The organism is Paenibacillus hubeiensis, assembly GCF_032334105.1.
GTDB lineage: Bacteria > Bacillota > Bacilli > Paenibacillales > Paenibacillaceae > Paenibacillus > Paenibacillus hubeiensis.
In genome coordinates this window covers 283,883-309,847 of record NZ_JAVYAE020000003.1, presented here as the reverse complement: position 1 = coordinate 309,847, position 25,965 = coordinate 283,883, and the positions used below count along the sequence as shown (strand labels likewise).

Here is a 25,965-nt window from a genome sequence, read left to right as displayed (position 1 = left end):
TTATCCCTAATTTAATTATACACTCTGGATTTGGGATTGTCAATGCTCTTTTTCGCCCAACAACTTGGAAGAGGAGCGTGTCCTAAACGTGATCAAGAACAATGAATGGCATCAAGAACAGGAACGGCTGGAACAGGTCAAAATTAAACTGCAAGCGAGAATGGATGAACTGGAGCCCGAGGTTGCAGGGCTGGGAGATCAGGCCAGCGACATCCGCAAACGCTTCTGGGAAGAAGTCACGATCAATACGGCTACGGATGAAGACTTCGAGGAAACCTTCTATACGATTAAACAGCAATCCGCAGTGCTGGCAGAAAGGGAACGCAGTCATAAGCGGTTGGTCCAGCAATGGAACAATATGAAGCGTTTGTTAACGTCCCCGTATTTTGGACGGATCGACTTTCACGAGAAGGGGCTTAACTCCAGTGAACAGGTTTATATCGGGGTTTCTTCCTTCCTTGACGAAGACGGGTTGAATTTTTTGATCTATGACTGGCGTACGCCCATCGCGAGTTTGTACTACGACTATTCTCCAGGGCCAGCCTCCTATGTCACGCCGGTCGGAAAGATCGAAGGCACGATGGAGCTCAAGCGGCAGTTTCAGATACAGAACGGGAAAATTCGCAACATGTTTGACGCTACCGAGACGATCGGGGACGAGTTATTGCAGCAGGTGCTCGGCAAAGGCGCGGACTCGCAAATGAAGAGCATCGTGGCAACGATCCAAAAAGAACAAAATGCCATCATCCGCGACGACCATCACCGGATGCTCATCGTTCAAGGTGCAGCCGGCAGCGGCAAAACTTCTGCGGCACTGCAGCGGGTGGCGTACCTGCTCTATAAACATCGTCAGACCATCAGGGCGGATCAAATCGTTCTTTTCTCGCCGAATCCGATGTTTAACAGCTATATCTCCACCGTCCTTCCGGAGCTTGGCGAGGAGAACATGCAGCAGACGACGTTTCAAGAGTATCTGGACTATTGGCTGGGTTCCGCACTCCGTTTGGAGGATGTTTTTGATCAGATTGAATATGTGCTGACTGCGCGAGGTTCGGCAGGATATGAGGCCCGCATTCGAGGCATCGAATACAAAGCTTCCGAGGTTTTCATGCAAGCCCTGCAAAACTATGGAGTGTGGCTGGGGCAAGAAGGCATGCAGTTCAACAGCATCCGGTTCCGGGACCGTGAGCTGATTACGGCAGAGCAAATGAAGACGACATTTTACGGTTATGACCGTTCCTTGTCCTTGGTTAACCGCATCGCTCTTTTGCAGGAATGGCTGCTGAAAGAGCTCGCATCGCTTGAGCGTGCGGAACGGGATGCGCCTTGGGTAGAGGAGGAATTGAGTTACCTCGATAATGACCAATATGCGGAAGCTTACCGCTCATTGCACAAAGAAAAGGAATTGTTGGATCTAACGGAGCACTATGCCGTCGTTCGTGAGAAAATAACCAAGCAGCGCCGGGGCGATGAGGGCGATTTCGACTATGCCGTAAAAGAGGAACAGTTGCTGCGCCGCAAGGTCGTGAAAGAACGCTTTGCACCGCTGAGAAGAAGCGTAAGGAAATTTAAGTTTGTGAATGTTCAACGCATATATGCCCAATTGTTTGCTGACGAGTCCGTTTATCGGGAGAGAACGAATGGCGCTGCAACGCCTCCGCTTTGGTTGGAAATATGCAAACAGACCAAGGAAAAGCTGATGAGGAACGAATTGTTTCATGAAGACGCGACGCCGTATCTGTATGTCAAGGAAATGATCGAAGGAGTCCGAACGAACACGGATATTCGGCATGTCTTTGTTGATGAGGGCCAGGATTATTCACCCCTGCAATATGAATATTTGAAAAAGCTTTTCCCGCGTGCCAGGATGACGGTGCTGGGCGACTTCGGGCAAGCGATCTTCTTGCAGGCGACAAGTCTGGACGCAGATGATTCGCCGCTGCTTCGTCTTTTTGGGGAAAACGAAACCAGACTTATTCGTCTTGTGCGCAGTTATCGTTCAACCCGGGAAATCGTCGAATTCACAAGATTGATGCTTGCGGACGGAGAGGGGATTATGCCATTTCAACGCGGAGGTCATAAACCGATCCTGGTGCAATTGGAAGATGCGGATCAGCGCTATTCGCAAATCTGGGCAGACATCGATGGACTTATGGCCGAAGGGTTCGATTCGATCGCCGTCATTACGAAGAGTGCATCCGAAAGCCGGGAGGTTTACGAATCGCTGCGTGTTCATGGAGGTGAGAAGCTTCGCTTGATCACAAAGGATACCTTGGGATTTCATAAAGGAGTCATGGTGATTCCCGTATATCTCGCCAAAGGTGTCGAGTTCGATGCCGTCCTGATCTACGATGCTTCACCCGAAACATACGCGCAGGAAAACGAGCGAAAGCTTCTTTATACCGCGTGTACGCGGGCCATGCATCGTCTCCATCTGTATACGACCGGTGAATGGTCGCCGTTTGTGCAAGCACTGCCCGCGAATTTGTACGAATTGCGTTCTTATTGAAAATTTCAATATATGCGGCAATTGACGCTCGTACGGTATTGGTGATAGCTTATATACATCGATATTAAGCCAATAATTTCAATGTGAATGAAGGGGGTATCATACATGACGCATATAGTGCAAGCTGCCGCTGAAGATGTGCGCAGCAAGGATTCGGAACAATTGATTCGGGAGTTAAGCATCGAATTGGGTGCATTATATGGCGGCGACGGTACGGCTGGTTTCTCGCCGAGCGACGTGGAGGGACCACGCTCGGCCTTTATCGTAGCCCGTCTTGACGGATATCCCGTCGGTTGCGGGGCAATCAGGCCGCTTGACGAAGATTCGGTGGAAGTGAAACGGATGTATACCCGCTCGGATTTCCGGCGCAAAGGCGTGGCGCAGGCGATATTGGCCGAAGCGGAGCGGTTGGCGCGGGAATTCGGCTATAGCAACCTGAAGCTGCAAACAGGACCGAAACAGCCGGAAGCGGCAGCGCTCTATGAACGGGTGGGTTATTATAGAATCCCGATTTTCAGCGGTGAATGGGAGGAAGTGCTGGCGTATCAGAAAGATGTCGTCCGCGAGCCGGTTTAATGTTTTGGGGTTGCAACGCGTGGGCACAGTGACCAAATAAATATGAAATTGGAGATTACTTTTACTTTGCGAATAGAAAAAGTATACGAATACGATATAAGCCATGAATTGGAATCAGAAATACAAGATTTATTGATCGCCAGTTTTCCGGATGTGTACCCTGAGCACCGGATTTATTTCAAGCAATTGCCGCATTTGCGATTTCTGGTTTACAACCAGGAAGATCGACTCGTCGGACATGTTGGATTGGATTACAGAGTCATGAATTTAAACAAGAAACCGATCAGGGTACTCGGCGTCATTGATTTATGTGTCTCACAAAGCGCCCGTTCCCAAGGAATAGGCTCGTCCTTGCTGGCGGAATTGGATCAATTTTGTGCAGGTCGAAATATTGACTTTATCCTTTTGTTTGCGGATAACATGACTTTATATTTGAAAAATGGCTACAAACCGGTGAAGAACAAATGCAAATGGTTGAAAATCGATGATGGATTTCAAACTTCCATTGGCTTAGGCCATGAAGCCATGGACGAACTGATGATCAAAAAAGTAGGCAAGATCGATTGGGAAGAGGCAGATCTGGACTTATTAGGCTACCTCTATTGAGGAGGAGAACGTGGGGTACGTTTGTTGAACAGGAGACGACGACTGATCTTAAAACGGTCAACCGGCAGGGCCGATAAAAAAATAATACCGAAGAGAGTCGCGCAATTTGCGGCTCTCTTTTCATATTATTAGGAAATAACGCTGAAAGGAGGACAATGTAGTCAAAGCTTTCAGCGGCCCATATCTCCAATTTAATGATGCGGCAACAATCCGTTTGCCTTCCGTTTACATAGAATGAAGGGGCGGATCTTCCCACAGCAGCGGGGAATACAGGCAGGACGCGCATCCTTGGGATTATTGGCAATCGTATGCAGCGGCTTGTTTGGTCAAAGTCATCTTGTTGAAGTTATCTGTTCATTTTACAGAACACATCATTTTACGCAACGATCGTTGAATGCCCAGGACTTGCTTTTCCTGTGATCCACAAGGGTGGTGGAATATTCCTGAGTCGTGAACATTGTGTGACTTCCTACGGTCTTAGGGGGAAGGGGGGTGCGGACCCTGTGGCGAGTTATTATTGAAGCAAAAAAGCGTAAAAGCGTATATATGAGCATATGAGAAAGTGTTAGTAAAACGTTAACAAATGTAACTCTATGTCAAAATTTTGATATACGCTTTCATTCCGTTGATCTTGTCCGCAACGTCCCTTATATTAACTTCGTTACATACACACAGAGGGATGGTGGACAATGTTGTTCGGGAGTAAAGGAAAGAAAATGCTGGCCATGCTTGCGCTGGTTCCGCTGACGACAGGCTTGGTAGCAGGAACAATCATGCCTGCAGGGACGGCACATGGCGATCCGGTAACGGGAAATAACCCCGTATCGACAACGAATGTCACAGGATCGTGGCAGACGGGAGATCTGCATGTGCATACGTTTGAGTCGGATGATGCACAGAATTCGCTCAAAAATGTGCTGGACAACGGTCTGAACAAGTATGGGCTGGACTGGATTGCGATTACGGATCATTTGCGGACGTCCAAGCGTGATGCTGACGGTAATGTCATTAAGAACGGGCCTATCCCCATGTCGCTCGGCATGAATGAATATCAAGTTCCGCAGATTAAAAAGCTGCAGGAAGAGGGGAACTACGCTGGCAAAACAATATTCTCCGGTTTTGAGTGGGACATGCCCACACACGAACATGTCGGCGTGGGCATTCTGACGAATGAACCCAATTCCACCGAGGCACTTGAAGCGGCCAAGGAATTTGAATATCGGTTCACGAATCGTGATGCCAATATGTTCGACGCCGAGGATGTAGCCAAATGGAATGCGGAAGGAGCGCGTGCCTATTCGACGCATCAGGATGCGCTTACCGCCATTGAATGGCTCTCCACTCATTATCCGATGACCAGTTATGCCATGATTAATCATCCTTCGCGCGGCAAAAACAAATATACGATCGCCGATTTCCGCGATTTCAACGATCTGGCCCCCGAAGTGGTCTTCGGTATTGAAGGTATGCTCGGCAACCAGATGGAACCGGATCGCGGCGGGTATAACACCTCTTACAATACATCGAATCCAACCGCCGATGACGGCTACAAGTACCGCACATATGGCGGTGTCGATTACATGGTTGCCAAAGTGGGCGGTCTATGGGATGCATTGCTTGGAGAGGGACGCCATTTCTGGAATTATGGCAACTCGGACTATCATTTCAAAACGATTGACCCGAATTCCAGCGGTTATTTCCCGGGCGAGTATGCCAAAACCTATGCTTGGGTAGAGGGTTCGGGCATGCAAGCGGTGCTTGACGGACTGCGCTCCGGCAAATCATTTTCCGTATTTGGAGACTTGATCAATGCCTTGGATTTCACGATTTCAAGCAACGATTCCCGATCCGAAATGGGCGAGGATTTGCAAGTGACCCAAGGGGACGACATGGAAATCAAAATCCGCTTCAAAAGCCCGTCGACCAACAATTATGAAAATCCGATCAACAGCGGCATCAAGGTAGGGCAAGCCCCTGTCGTGGACCACGTTGACCTGATCGCCGGCGATGTGACCGGCAAAGCCCGAAAAGGGACACCGGAGTACAGTAAGGATACCAATGATTCTACCCGCGTGTTGGCAACGTTCACCTCTGATGATTGGACGACGGACGCGGAGGGATACAATGTCATCACGTATAAGATCAAAGCATCGGATAAAGATCAGTATTTCCGTTTGCGCGGAACGAACCTGGGCATGAACGTGCAGGGAGAAACGGTAAACGGGGAACCGCAGCTGGACCCCAAAGTAACCACGGCGGATGCTGCAGCCCGATTCAATGAAATCAACGATAACAATTATCGCGATCTGTGGTTCTATTCCAATCCGATTTTCGTAAGCGCAGCGCCATACAGTGATGAGCAGGCCGTTAACGATACCATTCAGGGCATCGATCTGGGTGATCTGAACGCGGTCACAACCGACCTTACGCTTCCTGTCAGTGGCGAACATGGCGCAGCGATCCGTTGGTCCAGTTCCAGACCGGAGCTGATAAACGATGAAGGCAAGCTGTTAACCCAGCCGGATAACAATGAGCAGCTGGAGCTGACGGCAGCCGTAAGCCGCGGCGGCGTGACGGATACGAAGGTGTTCAAGATCATCGTCGAAGGACGGAACAATCAGGCATTGGTGCTGAAAGGAACGATGACCACGGCGGATGCGCAGCCGTATCGCACGGACACATGGACCAACCAGTCTGTCACGTTGAGCGTCACCAGTGCGGTATATGCTCCGGCAGCTTCAGCGACCATAGAGTTGTCCCGGGATGGGGGAGAAAGCTATGAATCCTATGAGGAAAATACGCCGGTTGAAGTCACCGAACCTGGTGAACATTCACTCTTGTTCAGAGCTACCGATAATCTGGAACAGCAGTACACACTTCCGCTTATCGTCAAAATTGATCGGGAGATTCCGGTGATTATGTTACAGGGCAGCAGCCAAATGACCCTGAATGTAGGAGATACGTATAACGAGCCTGGTGCACAGGCAGCGGACAATGTGGGCATCGACGGTTCCGTGAAAATAGAAGGTACAGTGAATACGCAAATACCCGGAATATATACCATTCGTTATCATGCGAAGGATTTTGCCGGAAATGAGGCACAAGAGGTAACGCGCACGGTGACTGTGCAGCCTCGTTCGAGCGGCGGAGGTTCCGGAGGAAGCGGCGGCTCTGGCGGCAGCAGCGGAGGCGATAACCCGGGCAGCAGCACAGGTGGCAGCTCGCCAGCTGTACCGGCTGAACCTGCCAATCCTACAAACTCTACAAATCCTGCCAATCCGGGAGCGGAACCAGCTCCTGTGACCGAGGTCAAGATAGAGACTGGACCGGACCAGGCCCTACGCACAGGCATTGATAACAAAGCTCAGTTTGACGCACCCGTTGGAACATTTCCAGGAAAGGAGACACTGCAACTTTCCCTGGTTCCTCAAGACGGATTGCCTGGTGCTTCATCGCTTAACGTTCTGGGAGAGGGAATCCGGATTACTAGAAACGAAGGACGTATTCTGAATAAGGACGCTTCCTTGACATTAAATTACGATTCTTCCAAACTATCCGACGGTGAACGCCCAGCGATCTATTATTACCATGAAGACCGCAAAAGTTGGGTATTCGTCGGCGGAGTCTCTCACGCCGCAGGCAGCATCACGGCAGATGTGAATCATTTGGGCACGTTTATCGTGGCCGGTTATGCACCGAAATCTCTTGTTGATCTGAATGGACATTGGGCGGCTGACTACGTGGATCGCTTGATGGGGATGAACGTCATTCAAGGTTATGGCGACGGCAGCTTCCAACCGTCCCGGAACGTCACGCGCGCGGAGTTTGTGACATTGCTCAGCAAAGCGCTGGCATTGAAACCTGCTGCGTCGGCTGCGGCCTTTGCAGATCAAACAACGCTGCCGTCCTGGGCTCGCGAGGATATTGCCGCTGCCGTAGAGGCTGGCATTGTAAAGGGATACGGCGATAACACGTTTAAGCCGGATCGTACGATTACCCGGGCTGAAATGGCCGTATTGCTCGCAAACGCGCTCAAGCTCAGCAGCGAGGTTCAAGTTGACACCAGCGGCCAAAATGGCAAGGCATTCGCGGATGCTTCGCAAACGCCAGCTTGGGCGCAGGAGGCTATGGATGCAGCGGTTCAAGCAGGCATCGTGGAAGGTTACGCCGACCATACCGTGCGTGCAGCAAACATGACAAGCCGTGCCGAAGCGGCAGCCATGATCTATAAGCTCCTGTCAGCTTTGCATATTTAAGATTGAACTCAAAGAAAAGCACCCCATTGCGGGTGCTTTTTCGTTGATATGGCGGACATCCGGCTGATCCAATCCGGTTAAACGCCTTTCTTTATCGATTTGTTGATCATGAAGAGCTCTATACGGTTCACTCGAAGCGGAAATCGTCATCCGTCAGCGGTTCTACATTCAACGCACGAACGTATCCGTTGCCTTTTTTGGAGAAGAAATCATGCTGTTTGGTGTGGGTGCTGATTCCGTTCAATACGATCGGGTTTACTTCCGCGTCTTCGAACAATGGCTCAAAGCCCAGGTTCATCATCGCTTTGTTGGCATTGTAACGAAGGAAAGCTTCCACGTCATCGGTTAAATGAATCGGCGTATACAATTCTTCGGTGTAACGCAATTCATTCTGATGTAGGGTCTGAATTAAATCGACCAGGTGCTGATAAAGCTCGTTCTGTTCCGCTTCGTCCAAACCGGCGTATATTTCTTGGGCCAGCACGCCCACGTATACGCCATGAATGCTTTCATCCCGCAGGATCAGGTCGATGATTTCACCGCTGCACGTCAGTTTGCCCTGCCCGGCCAAATAGAGCGGATAGAAGAACCCGCTATAAAACAAATAACTTTCCAGAAGCACGGAAGCGGCCATGGCCATGTATAAGTCTTTGGACGTTTCAATGCTGGTGTAGTACTGGCGGATGATCGAAGCTTTCTTTTGCAAATACGGATTTTGTTCGACCCACCGGAAAATTCCGTCGATTTCCTCGGTCGTTGCCAGCGTCGTGAAAATGCTGCTGTACGACTTGGCGTGAATTTGCTCCATCATCGCCATAAAGCCAAGCACGGCCTTGCGTTGGAGTCCATCGACATGTTCCATGATTTGCGGCATGCCCACGCCGCCCTGAATGGTGTCCAGGAGGGTTAATCCCCCAAGGACTTTCATGTAAGCTTCTTTTTCCTCATCGCTGAGCGTTACCCATGTCATCTTGTCATCGGATAGAGGGATTTCATCATCGATCCAAAATTGCATAATATTTTGATTCCAGAACATCAGCGTGAAATCATCATCCGGGCGATTCCAGTTCACGGCTTGAATAGGCTGCATTTTATATCAAACTCCAATCGTCATACCCGCAGGTAAATTAGTTTAAATCGAACAAGCGATGCACTCTTCCATCGTCAGCTTGTTCGTGCGTGTATAATACAGGGATTTTAACCCTTTATGAGCGGCATACAGGTAACAGCGGGCCAGGTCCCGGGTAGACACGTCGCTGTTGACGTGGAGAATCGTCGAGATCCCTTGGTCCACATGAGGCTGAATTTCCGCAATCAGATCAATCACTTTGAACTGGTCCATTTGATACGCCGATTTGTAATAGAACACATTATCCTTCTGCAGGTAAGGCATCGGGTAGTACGTCGTCGAATTCGCATAGGTTCGCGTTTCGATCTGTTCCACGATCGGCATGACGCTGGAGGTCGCGTTTTGAATGTAAGAAATGCTTGCCGTCGGCGCGATGGCCATTCTGTAGGCATGATATAGGCCGTGTTCCTGCACTTTGGACTTCAGCCAATTCCAATCATCCGTTGTCGGAACGAATATCCCCTTGAACAGCTCCTGCACTTTTGGCGTGCTAGGCGAGTAGTCCGTAGACAGGTACCGATCGAAATAAACTCCTGTCGCATAATCGGATGCTTCAAATCCGTGGAAACGTTGGCCCTTTTCTTTCGCAATTTCCATGCTTTTTTCCAAGGAGTGAAAATTCATCGTCATGAAGAACGTGCGTGCAAAATCCTTGGCTTCCAAGCTTTCGTAAGCAATTTTGTTTTTGGCCAAATACCCGTGCAAATTCATGGCGCCGAGGCCGACCGAATGCATTTCCGAATTGGCCTTGGCTACGCCGGGAGCATTGGCGACATGGGTCATGTCGCTGACGGAAGTCAGCGCGATCATGCCCTCGTGAACGGATTCTTTGATTTTGCCGCTTTCCATGACATTCACGATATTGAGGGATGCCAGATTGCAGCTGATGTCTCTGCGAATGATATCGGGCTGGCCGTAGTCCGTAATTTCAGAGGTTTCCTGGAGCTGGAAGATCTCCGTGCACAGGTTCGACATTTTGATTTGTCCCACGTTTTTCAAAGGGTGTGCCTGATTGGCATTCGTTTTGTTAATGATGTATGGATAGCCGGATTCCAGTTGAACCATGGCGATTTTGGTGAGCATATCCCGCGCCATCAACGATTTTTTCTTTTTCACGCGTTCGTCGGCGACCAAGGTGTCGTACATCTCGTCCAGATCCATATCATCCAGGTGAATTCCGTAATTTTGGTATACGCTATATGGTGCAAAGAGGTAAAGAGGCTCATTATCCTGGGCCAGCTTATAAAAACGATTCGGAACGATCAACCCGATGGAGAGGGTTTTCAGGCGAATTTTCTCATCGGCATTAATTTTTTTGCTATCGAGCAGTTCCATGACGTCCCAACCGAAAATATTGTAATAAGCCGCACCGGAGCCTTTGCGTTGACCCATCTGGTCCGCGTAGGAGAAGCCGTCTTCCATCAGCTTGAGCACGGGCGTGATGCCTTTGGCAGCACCTTCCACGCCTTTGATGGCTTCGCCCCGGGCGCGCAGCTTGGACAAATTCACGGCAACGCCGCCGCCGATTTTGGACAACTGCATGCATGTATTCAGCACATAGTTGATCGAGTTCAAGGAATCGTCCATTTCGAGCAGGAAGCAGGATACCAGCTCCCCGCGCCGGCTTTTGCCCGCGTTCAAAAATGTCGGAGTGGCAGGCTGCAGGCGCTGTTCCATCATGGAACGGGACAACAAAGAAGCTGTGTCGAAGTTTCCGCGACCCAAATGCAGCGCTACGGCTGCCACGCGATCCGGATATTGCTCCAGCACCGTTTTGCGATCATAGCTTCTCAGCGCGTAATCGGTATAAAATTTCGAAGCTGCCATGTAGGAAGGGAAGCGATGCTGGTAACTGCGCGTGATTTCAAAGATTCGTCTCACTTCATCGGCAGTGTAGGAAGCATAGAAGTCCTCGTAATAATCATTCTCAATCATATAGCTGACTTGATCGTCGATGGTGGCAAAACGCATGCTCTTTTCTTCGATCTCTTTCATGAACTCGGCTACAGCTTCCTGATCCTTATGTAACTGGAAAAAGCCATCGGAGTCGCGCTGCAGCAGCATGTTGTTCAATTCAATATGTTTCAAGGCGGCTTACCTCCTGTTCAAAATGCTCTACGTCTTTTTTGGTGCCGGACAGCTCGAATTTGCTGATTACAGGCACGTTATAGGATGCGGAAATCAAATCCGCGCTTTTGGCGAAACGTTCGCCCCAGTTGCGGTTGCCGCTCGCGGCAACGCCAATCAAATGTTTGGAGTTTTTTTGCAAAAAAGAAGACACCTTGTCAGGTATCTGTCCAAAACCTGTTGTATATGTCACGAGTACGTACGGTTCGTCGATCGTCATTTGACTATTGATCTGGATGGCCGGCATGTGAAGCTTGGAGATGAATCTCTTCACATTGCCAGTGATGGAATCATACACGATCAGCAATATCATTAACCTCCTTAAACGTAAAAGCTATCTATAAATACGCTATATGTAGATTTCTTTTCTAATTCTATATCAATATATAGATTTGTCAATGAATATAAGGTGAACTCTTTCAAAATAGCGATGAGGGTGCATGGAATCAAATATGTGTGAAAATGGGAGAAGGATGAACCCGTTGTCCTGAATAACATTGTATTCCTGATCGATCGATTGCGTGATTCGGTGAGGAAGCGTAAGGAGGAAGGGAGGAAGCTTCGCAGTCGGGAGCGGTGGAACGAGGGGGGCGGCTAATTTTGTATGAGGAGACTCCATTTTGCTTGGGAGCTGAAGGTTATGTTAGGATACATAAGTGATTGGGAAAAAAATATAGAGGTGAGATCATAGTGAAAATAACATTACATAAGCAGAGCGATGTCGATATTTTAACTGAAATTTGGTACAAAGGCTCGGTTCAAGCCCATGATTTTATCGAGGAGACTTATTGGCTTTCCAACAAAACCGAAATGAGAGACAAGTATATTCCGATGTCGGAAACCTATGTCATCTACGATCAAGAAGAAATCGCCGGATTCGTTTCGATGGTAGATGACTATTTGGCAGCGCTTTTTGTCGATCCATCGCGTCAGAATAAGGGATACGGCAAAGAGCTGCTTCGTTTTGTCAAAAGCAAGAAATCAAAAATCACGCTAAAAGTGTACAAAGAAAATGCCTCGGCCGTACGTTTTTACGAGAAAAACGGCTTTCATATCGTGGAAGAGCTTCTGGATGAGCAAACCGGTCATGAGGAATACTTGATGGAATGGAAAGAAACTGGAACAAATTTGTTTTCTTGATAAGTAAGCGAAAGTTCAATTCGAAAGTTCAATTAGGCATTCACAATAATCGATAAAGGCTCTGCGGGGTTATGTACCTCTAGCAGAGCCTTGTTCTTCATGATGTATTCCAATCTCTTTATTGATACGTTTGTTTGATTGCCAATCTATACGACTTGGGGGCGATCCCCTTAGGTTCTTGAACAGCTGGGAAAAATACGGCGCGTTGTCTTGCCAACCGGATAACATCAGCGATTCCGGGCGACCGTGCTTGCCGGAGATACGCCGTACACTTCCCGATAGAGCACATCCCTCACTTCTTCAAACTGTGAAGGGGTCAATTGCTCCGGATAACTCATGATCCGGAGTGACAAAGGCTGCTGTCCTGGGCGCAGCGGCGGTTGAACATAGGCAGCCTCCTCTAAATGGAATCCCAAACGCTCGTAAAATCCGATCCTTCTTCGCTTCAGCGAATCCTCGGGCAATTCCACCTCCAATACGATCGGCAGAGCAGACCTCTTCATGAAACGTTCCATCAGCCGCTTGCCGATGCCTCCACCGCGAATGCCCGGGGAAACGGCGATATTTTCAACGTACCGAAACGTCTCGAATTCCCAGCCTGCGAGAAAGGCAATGACTTCGTTCTGTTCATTCTTCTCGGTGAGAAGCAGATATCTCGAATTGGACAACAGCTTCAATTGCTGCGAATATTCACGATACTCAGCCTCCGGAAAAGATTGTTTCATAATGTCGTATACTTGATCGAACTGTTTTTGCAGCATCATACAACCACCCCTGAATGTAATCATCATCTTTGGATATTCACCACGATAAACCTTGGTATAATACTAAGGTCAAGCGATGCAGCCTCAAGCTGGTGTTATTATGACGAAATGGCCCCTTTTTAAACGGGGGAGTGGTGTAACGGATAGGGTCAATTTCCGAATGTGAAGCTGCATTCAAAAGCCTAGTTGTTGAAGGAGGCGAAGCATGGATTATTATTCACCGATGGAAGCTGCTTTAAAAGTAAAACCATGGCCTAGAGATACGATTGCAGCAGGACGCCGTCATTCCGTTGGAATTGCAGCGGACGGCACCGTGATGGCTGTAGGCGATAACAAACACGGTCAATGTGATGTCGGGGACTGGCGTGATGTGGTGGCGGTTGCTGCCGGTAATGTTCATATGGCGACCAATACGGGAAATGCCCATACGATTGGCCTTATATCGAACGGCACGGTGGTTGCCGCAGGTTGGAACAAGCATCATCAATGCGATGTAAACGATTGGCAAGATATTGCAGCTGTAGCAGCGGGTTGGCGGTACACGATTGGGCTTGGAGCCGATGGGAAGGTGGTTGCTGCGGGTCGAAATCATGAAGGCCAATGCAATGTTAGCCATTGGCGCGATATTATAGCGATCTCCGCGGGTGACTGGCATACTGTCGGGCTTCAATCGGACGGTACCGTAATGGCTGCGGGCAATAATCGGTATGGCCAATGCAATGTAAACGACTGGGACAATATCGTAGCGGTGGCGGCAGGTTACCTCCATACTATTGGACTAAAGTCGGATGGCACCGTAGTTGCTGCAGGGCGTAATCACGAAGGCCAATGTGACGTAAGCCATTGGAACGGGATCGTCGCCATAGCGGCGGGCAGTAATCATACGATCGGTCTTGGAGCCGACGGCACTGTAAAGGCAGCGGGTTGGAACAAGTACAGCCAATGCGATGTAGACAGCTGGAGGGATATCGTGGCGGTAGCGGCAGGCTGCACGCATACCCTGGGCCTTCAACAGAACGGCATCATGGTCGCTGTGGGAGATAACGAGTACGGTCAATGCGATGTAAGCGGTTGGCGCGGCATTGGACTGCCGGGGGAATCGTTTCGGGCATGCAGCGGCGAAATATAGTAAAGAGAATGCCATGGGGGCAGGCCAAACAGGTCTGTCTTTTTTGTTGGACGCATTTGTAACTTCCTTAATCAACAATGCTGCATATTTAACACGATAACCCTGAGTCGACATGAAGACCAGGCGATCTGGCTGCAAACTGGCTGCAACAAAGGTGTTTCAGTGAGAGATTCAGATTTTGATAGAGTTCAGAATTTAAGATTTAAAAATCCCAAAAATTGATATAAATTTCTATTAGATTCAAATCTTTGCCAAGTTAAGACAGGGGATTCGGACAGGAGGTGGGTTGTTTAGTCATTTCCCGCAGGTTTGAATCGGTTAGAGTCAGTCGTTCCACATTATCCTACAGGAGGGATTCCATGCTTTATACCATTATCTTGCCAGTTAACCAGGACTATAACATTCTGAACCTCTTCACCGATTCGCTGCTTCGGACGGTTAGCCCGTCCAGCGAAATCATCTTCATTAACGATGGCTCGGGTGCGGCCGTCCTGCAGCATTTGGAAAAATTGAAGCAGGAAGTCAGAGAAGGCGTAACCATCGAAATTTTGCAGCATGATTTTCCGCTCGGATGTGCCGTATCCATCAATAGCGCGCTGCGCATCGCCAAAGGCGACTATATTTTCTTCCTGGACTCCGACACGATTCTTCAGCCCAACTGGCAATGGATGATGAAAGAGACGCTGGACAGGGATATTACGATCGGCATGACCGGCGGCGTGCTGTTATATCCGCAAACCGGCGGCGTACAGCACTGCGGCATCGCTTTTGCGGACACGATCGGCCGCCATCTCTTCCTGAACGCGTCTCCCGAAGATATCCCGAAAGAGACCTTTTCGGTTCAACTCGTCGTCTTCGCCATGTTTGGCATGAAGAGAGAAGTGTACGAGACGATCGGCTTGCTCGACGAAAAGTTCTTTAATGGATACGAAGACTTCGATTATCAAATGCGGGCACGGGCCGCAGGTTACGATACGGTCATCAATCCCGACATCCTTGCTTACCACTGGGAAAGAAGCAGCGGAATCCACCGGAACTTCAACCGCAAAAACAATCTGGCGCGGTTTTGGAAGAAATGGGGCAACGAAATCGAAGCCGATATCTGGCCGTTCGTATTCGGTCACTTGAAGTCACAGCTTGAAGGCCAAGGCGAAGACCGACATCTGCCGATCGTAGGCATTGATCTCGCCGAGGTGCGCAGCGATGCGGAAACGTTCTGGACGAAGCTGGAAGAAGCGGACATTGCGCCTGTTGCCGAAGTTCGGGACTATTCCAACCGTTTCCATTCGAATGGAGCCATCTGGCTGCCGCAGGTACTCGGCAAGGAACTGATCCATACCGAGAACCGGCTGCTGTTTTTGGTGGACAATTTCGCCCGGCTGCTGGAAAACCGGTATTGGATCGAGATGAGGCATGCCCAAAGGGCCAAAGACCTGATCATCGACTTGTATGGAAATGTCATTACGATGGATCGCATCTACGACGGGTGCTGGCCTGGAACGAAAGTACGCTAATCGAAAAAACCAAGCAAACAGGGAGGTACTGTCTGTGAATACAAAAGAGAGCGCGCTGGAGCGTGCCGTCAGGTTTAACCGGAATCTGGAGTGGTTGGAACAGGTCGAAAAAGTCATCCCGAGCGGATGCAGCACGCTTGCCAAGGCGCCGGAACGATTGTTTCCCGGTCACACCCCCGTCTGCTGCGCGGAGGCTCGCCATTCCCGCTTTACGGACATTGACGGGAACGAGTGGCTGGATTGCGAAATGGCCATGGGAACTGCCTCGTGGGGACATGCCCGGCATGAGATTCAGCTGGCCGTCATCCATCAGTTGAAAAAAGGAACCAGTTATTCCATTCCGGCCGAGATCGAGCTGCAATGCGCCGAATTGATTTTGAAGCGGTTCGAAGGCCGATATGCCTCGCTCCGATTTACCAAAAGCGGTGCCGATGCCGTCAGCGGGGCAGTGAGGCTTGCACGCGCAGGGAGCGGCAAAAGCAAAGTGATCGCGACGGCGTACCATGGGTGGCATGATTGGTCTGCTTACGGCTACTATGGCCGCGAAACCAAAGGCCGCGGCATTCCGGTGGATATCGAACGCACGACCATCTGGGTGGACAAACCCTCGCCTGAACGCATCGAACCTTTGATTGCATCTTCGGCCGAAGATATTGCCTGCATTGTGCTGTGCCCTAACGAATGGAAACGCGATGCCCTGGAGCGGGTCGTGTCGCTCTGCCGATCGCAGGACATCATCGTCATCTTTGACGAAGTCACCTCCGGCATTCGCATGGGCAAGCAGGCCACAGCGGGGGAGTATGGCATCTGGCCTGACCTGCTCTGCATTTCCAAAGGCATGGCGAACGGATTGCCCCTTGGTGCCGTGCTTGGACCAGAGCATCTGATGTCTTTGTCGGGACAGGTCAAATTCAGCAATGCTCATTCCAGCGAAACGACCGCGCTCGCGGCAGCGATCGCCTGCGAAAAGTTGATGGAAAATGCAAAGACGTGGCCGAGCTGGAGAGAGCCCGCTGCTCGGATCATGGACCGGATCGAGTCCGAACTGGTTTTGCTCGGATTAACCGAGCAGTTGGCACTGAAAGGAACCTATGCGAGTTTCTACATCCAATCCATTTCGGAAGACAATTTCCAGGCAGACCCGTTCCGTGAATTTATGGTGAAAAAAATGGCCCACTTCGGCATTTTCACCAAAGGTTATTTCTTGTTCTCGGACATGCATACCCGGGAAGAAATGCTTTGGGTAGAGGAAGCTCTCCTGCAAACGTTGTCGGATTGGAAAGAGGTTCAAAGACAGCAATACCTTTCTCGCGTAACCATAACCAAAAAAATCAAAGCGTAACCCGGATCGGGAAATCGACGAAGGAGGAACAACATTTGAAAGCACTCGTATATCAAGACCGCAAAGAGGTAGCCCTGCTGGACATTGAAGAGCCGCGCATCGAAAAGGCAAACCAGGTCAAAGTCAAAATTTACGGTTCGGGCATTTGCGGCACGGATCTGAACATCGTGAAAGATAAAATTCCTGCCAACCGGGGAACGGTGATCGGACACGAGGGCGTTGGCACGGTGGTTGAGGTCGGACCGGAGGTTCGAAGCCTTCGCGTCGGGGATCGGGTGTTGATCGACCCTACCCAGTCTTGCGGAATTTGCTCGTATTGCCGCGAAGGCCAGTTCATCTATTGCGAAAACTTTGAAGACCACCAGGTGGGCATGACCATTCATGGTACGTTTGCAGAATATTATGTCGGCGACGAGAAGTATATTTATCCGATCCCGGACTCCATGAGCTGGGAAACCGCGATGATGGTCGAGCCGCTCGGCTGCGTTCTGCAAACGTTCATGAAAGCAGGGGTCAAACCGAGCGATTCGGTTCTGGTCCTCGGTTCCGGCGCCATCGGTTCCCTGTGCCAGCTCGTCAGCAAACGATTGGCCAGGCTGACGGTCGGCACGGAGGTCGATCCGTATCGCATTCAATTCGCTTCTACCATTGCCGACCATGTGTTCCACCCGCAGGAGCTGACATTGGACAAGGTATACGAAATCAACAACAACCACAAGTTCGATATCGTGGTGGATGCTGTGGGGAACCAGCTTCACGTCGGATTCGAGCTGGTCGCCAAAGGCGGGAAAATCATTCCGATGGGGTATGACGACAGCTACCAGGTGACGTTCAAACCGACCGACGTCATCAATGAAGGCCTCAGCGTCATCGGTGCGGTCGCTTCCCACTCCATGATCAGCACCGCCCTGAAGTTTGCGCAGAGCATTCCGGAACTGGAACGAATGGTTACGTCCACGGAATTGCTGAGCGATTACGAGCAAGCCTTTAACGGTACAATGGGGTACCACCTGCGGACAGGAGAACCGCTGCCGATGAATTCGGTTAAAACTGCGCTGATCATATAGATAACTGACACACAAGGACATAAGCCTTCGCGGTTGCGCCGCTGCGACGAATGGTGATCGCAGCGGCTAACAACCGCAGAAAGAGGGGGATAAAGGTTGAAGCTGCTGCAAGATTTGCCGAGAAATCCACGGTACTCCATATTGCTCGAACCGGTGTGGGCCATACCCGGAACGATTGTTCTTTTTTACGCGCCTTTGTACATGAAGGAAGTTGGCCTTTCGGATATCGAGATCGGCTTGATCAATTCGGTAAATCTTTATTTTGCTTTCATTTTTCAATTGTTTGCCGGTTCCGTAACGAACAAGCTGGGACGCAAACGGACAACGTTGATTTTTGACCTGCTTGCCTGGAGCGTTCCGATGTTCATTTGGGCGTTTTCGCAAAACTTCTGGTTGTTCCTGATCGCTTACCTGCTCAACGCAACGTCCAAATTCGTGACGGTTTCCTTCAATTGCCTCATCATCGAGGATGTGGAGGAGCACAAACGATCCAAGGTTTTCGGCATCCTGAACATGATCATTACGGCGGCTGGCGTATTGACCCCGATTGCGGGGATCGTCATCACGGATGTCGGCATCGTGCCGACCCTGGCGAGCATTTATTTTATCGGAGGCATCCTTATGACAGCGATGTTTTTCATTCGCAACCGCTACACGGATGAAACCGAGGTGGGGAAGGAACTCATGGGATTGCACAGCCAAACCCGGGTGCTTGGGGGGCTTGCTTCCAGTTTGCGATTGTTCGGCAAATCGTTCTACAAGCGCAGTCTGCTGCCGATCATATTGATCACGGTCATCTCCAATCTGATTTTGCAGCTGAATTTTTTCCAGGTCGTTTTTTTCAAGGAGCAGTTGAAGTTTGACGATCGCGTCATCTCGTTTATCCCGGTGGTGACCGCCCTTACGGTCATGCTCCTCTATCTGGTGATCTTCCCGCGCCTGAAACGCCGGTCGGAGGAAAAGTACGTGAGCTTCTCCATTATGTTGAGTACGGTCGGTTCGGTGCTTTTTCTGCTCATTCCCGTCGGAAATGTGTCGATGCTGTTCATGACGCTAATCGTGCTCGCAGCAGGCAATTTCATTCTGCAAACTTATCGGGATTCGCTGCTCATGAACCGTCTGGGCACCCATGAAAAAGCCGACATGTATTCAGCCGTGCAAACGGTCATGACTTTGACGGCCATTCCATCGGGGTATTTGACCGGTTTGCTTTATCACCACAATCCCGTTCTGTTGTTCGGTGTCATTCTTGCGTTATATGTCATACTGATGGTTATCATGCTGTTCCTGCCTGATCCCAAAAACCAACCTGCTCAAGCGATTGAGACTTACAAGAATATGTAGAAGAAGGGGTTTTCTGTATATAAAAAGAATAACTATATAGGTTGAACTGGACTGGACATTTACACGATAACGGAGAGGTCAGAAAGAATCTGGAGAAGCGGAGCGTTCTAAAAGCTTTCTGAAAGAAAGCTGCATCGTAAGCATAGGCTTATCACCGGATTTTCCTCTTAATAAGGGGATCAAAAAAATCTGGGGATAACAGCGATCGGAAGATGGTTCTGACCACGTAGTGACTCCGTGTAAAGATTATTTGTTCAACCTATATAATACGGAAAACGAACTTGGGAGGCAAAAACATGATAAACGCATTCGACAGCAATACGCGGGAACAATTGAGCTGGATCAATGAGCCGAAGGCCTGGTCTTATACGGATCAAGGAAGCCTAACCGTGGAAGCCCAGCCGGATACGGATTTCTTTCAAGACCCCGCTGGCATAAACGTCCGGGCATCCGCGCCTTTCCTGGGCATGCCCCTGCCGGGCGACTTCGAGATGACCGCGCAATTGACCGTAGACATGAAACACCAATACGATTCCGGCTGCCTGATGCTCATGGCCGATGAACGGAACTGGTGCAAGCTTTGTTTCGAATTCGACGGCAGCGTGCCAACCATCGTGTCGGTCGTTACCAGAGACGGTTTGTCCGACGACTGCAACTCGGTTGAAGTGACCGTATCCCATCCCTTTTTGCGCATTCGCAAAGTAGAGCACTGCATCTCGTTTTTTTATTCGCCTGATGGAGAAGAGTGGAAACTTATTCGATATTTCGGCATGCCGGTGAAAGGGGAACTCCGGGGCGGGGTCGTTGCTCAGTCGCCTACGGGAACAGGCTGTACCTGCCATTTTCTAAGCTTGCAGGTGACTCGTCCGGATTTGGCTGCACGTTTCTGAGCCGCCCCCCTGCCGATCAGAGGAGGGAGAATGCTTCATGGTCAAAGCGTTCATATTGGATTTTGATGGACTTATTGTGGATACCGAAACCCCTTGGTACTATGCCTTTCGCGATATTTATCAAGAGCATGGGCTTGAGCTGGGCCTGGAATTGTGGTCCCGTAACGTGGGCACCGATTTTGAAGACTTCCATCCTTATCTTTATCTGGAGGAAACGCTGCAAAGATCGATCGACCACGATCACATCAAGCGACTCTCGGAGCAGAAATACGCCGCCTATCTGGGGCAGGCAGCCATTCTCCCGGGCGTTCTAGAATTGCTCCAATCGGCCAGAGAGCAAGGGATTCGTCTAGCCGTAGCCTCCAGTTCCACCCGGGACTGGGTGCATGGTTATTTGCAAACCCTCGGCATTTTCGACCAATTTGCGGTCATTCACACGGCCGAGGACGTTAAACGGGTCAAACCGGACCCGGAGCTGTACCTGCTGGCCCTGAAGAGCCTCGGCATCGAGGCGTCCGAAGCGGTTGTGTTCGAAGATTCGCCTAACGGGCTGAAAGCCGCCAAAGCAGCAGGCATTCGCTGCGTCATCGTGCCGAATGAAGTAACGCGCAATTTGCAATTTCAACTTCATGACCTGAGGCTGTCGTCGCTGATCGAGTTCCAATTGGAAAAACTCTAACCGAGGTATTGCTTGCGCAATTCGATCGGGGAGATGCCTTCATGTTTTTTGAAAACGGCCCCGAAGTAACTCGCGCTGTTGAAACCGACCGCTTTGGCAATTTCGTGGGCCGGGGCGGCATGATCATGGATAAGCATTTCCTTGGCTTTCAGCAAACGGTATCGAAGCAGGTAATCTAGCGGCGTCATATGAAACTCTTTTTTGAAAATCCGGTTCAAATGCTGCTCGGTGATGTTCATCTGCTGGGCCAAGGTTGACAACGAGAGATCCTGGTGATAGTTCTGCTCGATAAAAGCAATGAGTTCAGCCAGCTTTAATCGGGCTTCGGAACGTTCAAACGTGCCCAAATGGTCGCCCTCGATGTTCAACCTGACCAGCAGCATGTACAGCAGTGCGGACACGTGCCAGATCTGGTTCTTGTGCCTGGACTCCTGCGCCAGCGTTATTTCATGCAGCAGGATTTGAAGCAAACCGTCCGGCTTGAAGGCACGCAGTTTCCCGATTTTCAAGGATTGCAGGAAACGGGGCAATAAATAGCCATTGAACGTCAAACCATCGAACAATAGCGATTCGCTAAGATTGCGGTAACGGTAGGCAACCTCCGGAAACATAATAAGAGCGGTTCCTTCGCGGATCAGAAATTCGTCGTCGCTGGCTGCGATTCGCCCGGTTCCCTCGATGCATTTCACTATGGTGTAATCCCGCGAACGGTCGCTCCAGTGCATGAATTCATTTACGGTCAACTGGATTTGCCCTGTAATCATAAGCGGCATATCGGCATCCAGCGGATTCTCCATGCTAGGTTTCGGCATCGTTGTGTAATTCCTCTTTTCGTAAAAGGTTCGTTAGCATAAGTGGAGCGGCTGCAGCGTTAATAGAAACCTAAAAAGAATTATATTACATAAATGACAATAATTTAAATATATGTTTCGATCATTTTCTTGTTTTCGAAAACCTTTTATATAAGCCGTAAGATAACAAAGATCGAAAGGTGGTACAGCGCTTGCAGTGAACGGGTGTGAGACAACGCTGTGGACAACAATCCGCTCTCTCATTGATAATCATTTTCAATTGGGTTAATATAGTTAACAGAGACTATATCATTGTGCCGGCAAACCTCGAACGAAAGCACGGGCAAGCCATGGCATCCAGGAGGAATATCGAATGTTAATCCAAACCCGAAGCATCCTTGTCGAGAAAGGGTACAGTAACCAAGTCGTAGAACGTTTCAGCGGTCCAACCCCTGTTGTGGACATGCCAGGCCTGATTGATTTCAGCGTGATGGTCAACAAGAAGAGCAAAGAACAAGAAGAAGTCCTGATCATCATCCGCTGGGAATCGGAGGAGGCCTGGAAAAATTGGGAGAAGAGCGATGCACACATCAAGGGACACCGGGAAAAAAGAAATCAGGAAAAACCGGCGTATCTGATCAGTACGACGGTGAACATGTATGAAGTGCAAACGGTGAAGAACGGAAGCGGGTCCGTGAGCGGAGAAATTAACGCATAGCGTTTGGAAGGGCAGTGCCTTCACCTTGAAAATGTTGGTATAAGAAAAAGCATGCATCCTTTTCGGTGCATGCTTCTTTTTGTTGCCTTTTTCCACGCTCAGAATGTTCAGAGCGTTCATACATCAATCAAGGGCGCGTGTTCCGCTTGAAAAGGGAATGATTTTCGCGCAACGTCGATAAACGTCTTTACGGCAATGGTACAATCCTCCACGGGACCGGTGGCCATATGGATGTCACGATAGGCCGAGGGAGAGAGCCGTTTGACCGTAATGCCCTGCGGCAGGTCCAGAAGGGAAAGCTCCGACATGACCGCCAGACCTTCGCCTGCCAGGATCATTTGCAGCGAGGTTCTGTAATTATAGAGGATGTATTCCACTCGGGGCGTTTCTCCGGCGCTTTCAAACCACTTCAGGACAGGCGGTTCATATCCTGCTTTCCACAGCAGCATGGGTTCCCCTCGTAAATCTTGGGGGGTAATCACATCCTTCTTCGCCAGTGGATGGTCGTCTCTCATCACGGCATAGATACCTTCTCTGTAAAGCGGAAAAGAATGGGAGGTTTGATCCGAAGGAATCAACAGACCGACATCGATTTGCCGATTGTCCAACCAGGACTGAACTTCGGTAATGGTACCTTCCACGATGCTGAACTCCAGCTTTGGATAAAGCTTTTTGATCCGGCTGATCAGCTTCGGGACAAAGTAGGACGAGGCTACGGGGAAAGCGCCGATGCGCACTGAGCCGGTCTCCACCCCTTTTTCGCTGGATATTTCCTGATCGACTTTATCGTAACCTTGAAGAATTTCCCGAAAAATGCGGACGATCCGTTCGCCGACCGGCGTGAGCGCAACGCCGTTTCGCCGATCCCTAATCAACAGCGTGACGCCAAGCTCGCGTTCCAGCGTAGTGACCGCACGGCTAACGGCAGGTTGGGTCATATTCATTTTCTCGCCGGCAATCGTGAAACTGCGTGTCTCCGAAATGGAGACGATGAGCTGCAGCAATGATCTGTTCATATCAAAAATGGTATCCCCTTCATGATTTATATTCATTTTATTTATGCTACAGCGTATTGTATCATGTTTATCAAGCAAGAGGGAAGAAGCAAAACACAGCATTGCCAGTGGCTAAACCCGGCACTGTAATGCCAGGATCTGTAATATTACATGGATGGGAGCAGGATCAAATGAAAGCAAAAGCTTGGCTATTTTTAATACTGGCGAATCTGTTTTGGGCCGGAAACCTGATTTTCGGCAAAGCGGTAACGTCTGATTTCCCGCCGGTCTGGGCGTCCTTTTTGCGGTGGGGCATCGCGGCTTTGGTGTTGATTCCGCTGGCGCAGCTGGCGGAGAAGCCGAATTGGGTGAAGGTATGGAAGAACAACTGGGGAGTGCTGCTATTCCTTTCAGTGGTGGGCGTTGTTCTCTATACCCTTCTCACCTATACAGCACTCCGGTACACTTCGTCGACGAACGGAAGTTTGATCAACAGTTTGACTCCGGCCGTCATGATTATCCTTTCGCTGTTATTTCTCAAAGAGAACATTACCGGGTGGCAGGGAATGGGGCTGGTGTTGTCTTTTTTGGGCGTGCTGACGGTGTTGACCAAAGGACATTTGCTGGGTGTATTCAACACGCATTATAACCAGGGGGACGGCATCATGTTCGCGGCCGTATTTCTGTGGGCCATGTATTCGCTGATCGGCAAACGGGCCCAGCATCTTCCGCCGATCACGTTTGTGGCGTTTACGGCGTTTATAGGCGTCATATGCATGGTGCCGCTCCTGTTTCTACAACCATTGTCTACGGAGCACATCACGTCTTCGGGCATCACGGGCGTCATCTATTTGGGCTTGTTCCCTTCCATTGGTTCATTTCTGTTCTGGAACCAAGGCGTTAAGGAACTTGGACCGGGCAAAGCCAGCATTACGATGAATTTGATGCCCATCTTTACCGCGATTCTTTCCGTGATTCTTGGCCAGCAGCTGCTGATTTCACAAATCGTCGGCGGCGTGATCGTCATCGTGGGCATGCTGCTTTCGGCCAATCTGATGGCCCGGAGAGGAAAAGGCAGGACGCTGTGGAAGCGAACCGGCAGAACGGTATAACCCATTTTTCGTGGTTAAGAATCGTTGTATCCAGACTGATGTATGCCCATTCGCAAGAAGGACATGGTATAATGGCGAAAATATAATCGCAACGGCGATCCGTGCAGTCAAATGAAGGCGAAAGAAGACCCGAATTCCAACGAATTCGGGTCTTCTGCATGTTTCGGTTTAACGCTGTGATTCCAATCTTCTCATTGGTCAAATACCGCTTTTTCGATCCGACTCACTCATGTGCTTCTTCATAGGATTGAAGGTCTTTAAGAGTCGACTTTAATCTCTCCCGTGCTGAAGAATTCAATGGTTGCAGCGGAAGCGGGAGACTAGGGCTTGAGATCAGGCCGAGAATTTCTGCCGATGCCGCAGCGACGCGAAGACTGCCGTATTGACGAAATAGCGCCCAAATCGGTTCAAGCCGCGCTGAGCTGAGCTTGGCTTCGTCCGCACGGCTGCTCAGGGCCAATCGAGTGATGCTGAGGCATGTTTTTGGAAACAAACCTCCGAGAACCGAGTACCATGCGTCGCATCCTGCATTCAAGCCGGTGGCAGCAAACGGATCGCCACTTACGCCGATCGAAACATGGGAAGGGATGATGGACCTCAATTGATCAATGCGCGCCTTGGCCTTTTCAGGCTCAGAGGGGACGCCGGGAATTTTGATCGAACGAACAAACGGCAACCTGGAAATTCTTCCGTGGAGTTCGTCGCTAAAGTGAAAATGCGTCGTTGACGGATTATCGTAAACGCACAAGGGAATGGATAACGCATTCGTGACCTGTTCATACAACAAATAAACCTCTTCATCCGTAAGCGCTTGATAAGAGACGGGCGCCAGCAGCACTCCCTTTGCTCCTGCTTCTTGTGCGTCCTCCGCCAAGCGAAGCACGTCAAGCGTCCGAAGCGCGCTTATGCTTGTCATTACGGGAATGCCTTCAGCCGTCTTGACGGCAAGTTTAAGGACCCGCAAACGTTCTTCCCGGTTCAAATAGGCATAGTTTCCCGTCGAACCAAGCGCGCCGATCGAATCGACGCCAGCGGCAACCAATCGCTGAACCAATCCCGCAAATTCGTTGTCATGAATGCCTGCCTCGTTTAACGGGGTAAGCGGAAAAGCGGATAATCCATGGAACATCAAGCCACACTCCTTATATCTTGAATCTCGACAAATTGTATAAACAAAATGGACTGATTCACAGTACCAATAATGAGATAAATAACTGGGCCAATTTTTACTACCACAAGCAAACTTGCTATATAGGTTGAACTAAACATTTACACGA

Annotated in this window: 21 protein-coding genes; 14 read left to right on the top strand and 7 right to left on the bottom strand. The window is 49.9% G+C overall.

What is annotated here, in order from left to right:
• The first annotated feature begins 88 nt into the window (after nt 1-88).
• From helD to RSX24_RS11455, 4 genes are all read left to right on the top strand, one after another.
• Nucleotides 89-2,509, top strand: a complete 2,421-nt coding sequence (gene helD, locus RSX24_RS11470; RefSeq protein WP_438286808.1) for an RNA polymerase recycling motor HelD — start codon at nt 89-91, stop codon at nt 2,507-2,509.
• A gap of 105 nt (nt 2,510-2,614) precedes the next feature.
• The gene (locus tag RSX24_RS11465; RefSeq protein WP_236413950.1) at nt 2,615-3,085 is read left to right on the top strand and encodes a GNAT family N-acetyltransferase; all 471 of its coding nucleotides are present in this window, start codon (nt 2,615-2,617) and stop codon (nt 3,083-3,085) included.
• Between the two features lie 66 nt (nt 3,086-3,151).
• A complete protein-coding gene (locus RSX24_RS11460) occupies nt 3,152-3,691 on the top strand; it encodes a GNAT family N-acetyltransferase (protein WP_343260650.1) in 540 nt (179 codons plus the stop codon).
• 689 nt (nt 3,692-4,380) lie between these two features.
• Nucleotides 4,381-7,947 (top strand): S-layer homology domain-containing protein, encoded by a 3,567-nt coding sequence (locus tag RSX24_RS11455; RefSeq protein WP_343260649.1) that lies wholly within the window; start codon nt 4,381-4,383, stop codon nt 7,945-7,947.
• Nucleotides 7,948-8,074: 127 nt separating this feature from the next.
• Here RSX24_RS11455 and nrdF read toward each other — a convergent pair whose 3' ends face one another.
• The 3 genes from nrdF to nrdI are packed head-to-tail and all read right to left on the bottom strand — an operon-like array spanning nt 8,075 to nt 11,510.
• Nucleotides 8,075-9,037: a class 1b ribonucleoside-diphosphate reductase subunit beta gene (gene nrdF, locus RSX24_RS11450; protein WP_343260648.1), complete on the bottom strand. Its 963-nt coding sequence runs from the start codon at nt 9,035-9,037 to the stop codon at nt 8,075-8,077.
• A 42-nt stretch (nt 9,038-9,079) separates the two neighbouring features.
• Nucleotides 9,080-11,164: a class 1b ribonucleoside-diphosphate reductase subunit alpha gene (gene nrdE, locus RSX24_RS11445; RefSeq protein WP_236413954.1), complete on the bottom strand. Its 2,085-nt coding sequence runs from the start codon at nt 11,162-11,164 to the stop codon at nt 9,080-9,082.
• Entirely contained in the window at nt 11,151-11,510 is a 360-nt protein-coding gene (gene nrdI / locus RSX24_RS11440) for a class Ib ribonucleoside-diphosphate reductase assembly flavoprotein NrdI (RefSeq protein ID WP_236413955.1), read from the bottom strand. The genes nrdE and nrdI overlap by 14 nt, the downstream gene beginning before the upstream one ends.
• Nucleotides 11,511-11,863: 353 nt before the next feature.
• Between nrdI and RSX24_RS11435 the strand changes: the two genes are divergently transcribed.
• Nucleotides 11,864-12,343 carry an N-acetyltransferase gene (locus RSX24_RS11435; RefSeq protein ID WP_343260647.1) on the top strand — a complete coding sequence of 160 codons (480 nt, stop codon included), beginning with the start codon at nt 11,864-11,866 and terminating at the stop codon, nt 12,341-12,343.
• Between the two features lie 227 nt (nt 12,344-12,570).
• Here the strand turns inward: RSX24_RS11435 and RSX24_RS11430 are convergent, their stop codons facing one another.
• Entirely contained in the window at nt 12,571-13,107 is a 537-nt protein-coding gene (locus RSX24_RS11430) for a GNAT family N-acetyltransferase (RefSeq protein WP_343260646.1), read from the bottom strand.
• A gap of 205 nt (nt 13,108-13,312) precedes the next feature.
• Between RSX24_RS11430 and RSX24_RS11425 the strand changes: the two genes are divergently transcribed.
• From RSX24_RS11425 to RSX24_RS11395, 7 genes are all read left to right on the top strand, one after another.
• On the top strand, nt 13,313-14,236 hold the full coding sequence (locus RSX24_RS11425; protein WP_343260645.1) for an RCC1 domain-containing protein: 924 nt from the start codon (nt 13,313-13,315) through the stop codon (nt 14,234-14,236).
• Nucleotides 14,237-14,595: 359 nt separating this feature from the next.
• Nucleotides 14,596-15,750: a glycosyltransferase family 2 protein gene (locus tag RSX24_RS11420; RefSeq protein ID WP_343260644.1), complete on the top strand. Its 1,155-nt coding sequence runs from the start codon at nt 14,596-14,598 to the stop codon at nt 15,748-15,750.
• A 34-nt stretch (nt 15,751-15,784) separates the two neighbouring features.
• The gene (locus RSX24_RS11415; RefSeq protein ID WP_343260643.1) at nt 15,785-17,092 is read left to right on the top strand and encodes an aminotransferase class III-fold pyridoxal phosphate-dependent enzyme; all 1,308 of its coding nucleotides are present in this window, start codon (nt 15,785-15,787) and stop codon (nt 17,090-17,092) included.
• 35 nt (nt 17,093-17,127) lie between these two features.
• Nucleotides 17,128-18,159, top strand: a complete 1,032-nt coding sequence (locus tag RSX24_RS11410; protein ID WP_339278150.1) for a zinc-dependent alcohol dehydrogenase — start codon at nt 17,128-17,130, stop codon at nt 18,157-18,159.
• 96 nt (nt 18,160-18,255) lie between these two features.
• Nucleotides 18,256-19,503 (top strand): MFS transporter, encoded by a 1,248-nt coding sequence (locus RSX24_RS11405; protein ID WP_343260642.1) that lies wholly within the window; start codon nt 18,256-18,258, stop codon nt 19,501-19,503.
• Between the two features lie 296 nt (nt 19,504-19,799).
• Entirely contained in the window at nt 19,800-20,393 is a 594-nt protein-coding gene (locus tag RSX24_RS11400) for a DUF1349 domain-containing protein (RefSeq protein WP_339278152.1), read from the top strand.
• A 37-nt stretch (nt 20,394-20,430) separates the two neighbouring features.
• Complete coding sequence (locus RSX24_RS11395) at nt 20,431-21,072, top strand: HAD family hydrolase (protein ID WP_343260641.1); 642 nt, start codon at nt 20,431-20,433, stop codon at nt 21,070-21,072.
• On the opposite strand, the gene RSX24_RS11390 is transcribed toward RSX24_RS11395, so the two are convergent.
• Nucleotides 21,069-21,884: an AraC family transcriptional regulator gene (locus RSX24_RS11390; protein WP_236413967.1), complete on the bottom strand. Its 816-nt coding sequence runs from the start codon at nt 21,882-21,884 to the stop codon at nt 21,069-21,071. The genes RSX24_RS11395 and RSX24_RS11390 overlap by 4 nt on opposite strands.
• A gap of 352 nt (nt 21,885-22,236) precedes the next feature.
• On the opposite strand from RSX24_RS11390, the gene RSX24_RS11385 reads away from it, so the two are divergent.
• On the top strand, nt 22,237-22,581 hold the full coding sequence (locus tag RSX24_RS11385) for an antibiotic biosynthesis monooxygenase (RefSeq protein ID WP_343260640.1): 345 nt from the start codon (nt 22,237-22,239) through the stop codon (nt 22,579-22,581).
• 116 nt (nt 22,582-22,697) lie between these two features.
• Here RSX24_RS11385 and RSX24_RS11380 read toward each other — a convergent pair whose 3' ends face one another.
• Nucleotides 22,698-23,597 (bottom strand): LysR family transcriptional regulator, encoded by a 900-nt coding sequence (locus tag RSX24_RS11380; protein WP_343260639.1) that lies wholly within the window; start codon nt 23,595-23,597, stop codon nt 22,698-22,700.
• A 170-nt stretch (nt 23,598-23,767) separates the two neighbouring features.
• Between RSX24_RS11380 and RSX24_RS11375 the strand changes: the two genes are divergently transcribed.
• Nucleotides 23,768-24,688 carry a DMT family transporter gene (locus RSX24_RS11375; RefSeq protein ID WP_343260638.1) on the top strand — a complete coding sequence of 307 codons (921 nt, stop codon included), beginning with the start codon at nt 23,768-23,770 and terminating at the stop codon, nt 24,686-24,688.
• 223 nt (nt 24,689-24,911) lie between these two features.
• Here the strand turns inward: RSX24_RS11375 and RSX24_RS11370 are convergent, their stop codons facing one another.
• Nucleotides 24,912-25,817: a dihydrodipicolinate synthase family protein gene (locus RSX24_RS11370; RefSeq protein ID WP_236413971.1), complete on the bottom strand. Its 906-nt coding sequence runs from the start codon at nt 25,815-25,817 to the stop codon at nt 24,912-24,914.
• Nucleotides 25,818-25,965: the final 148 nt, after the last annotated feature.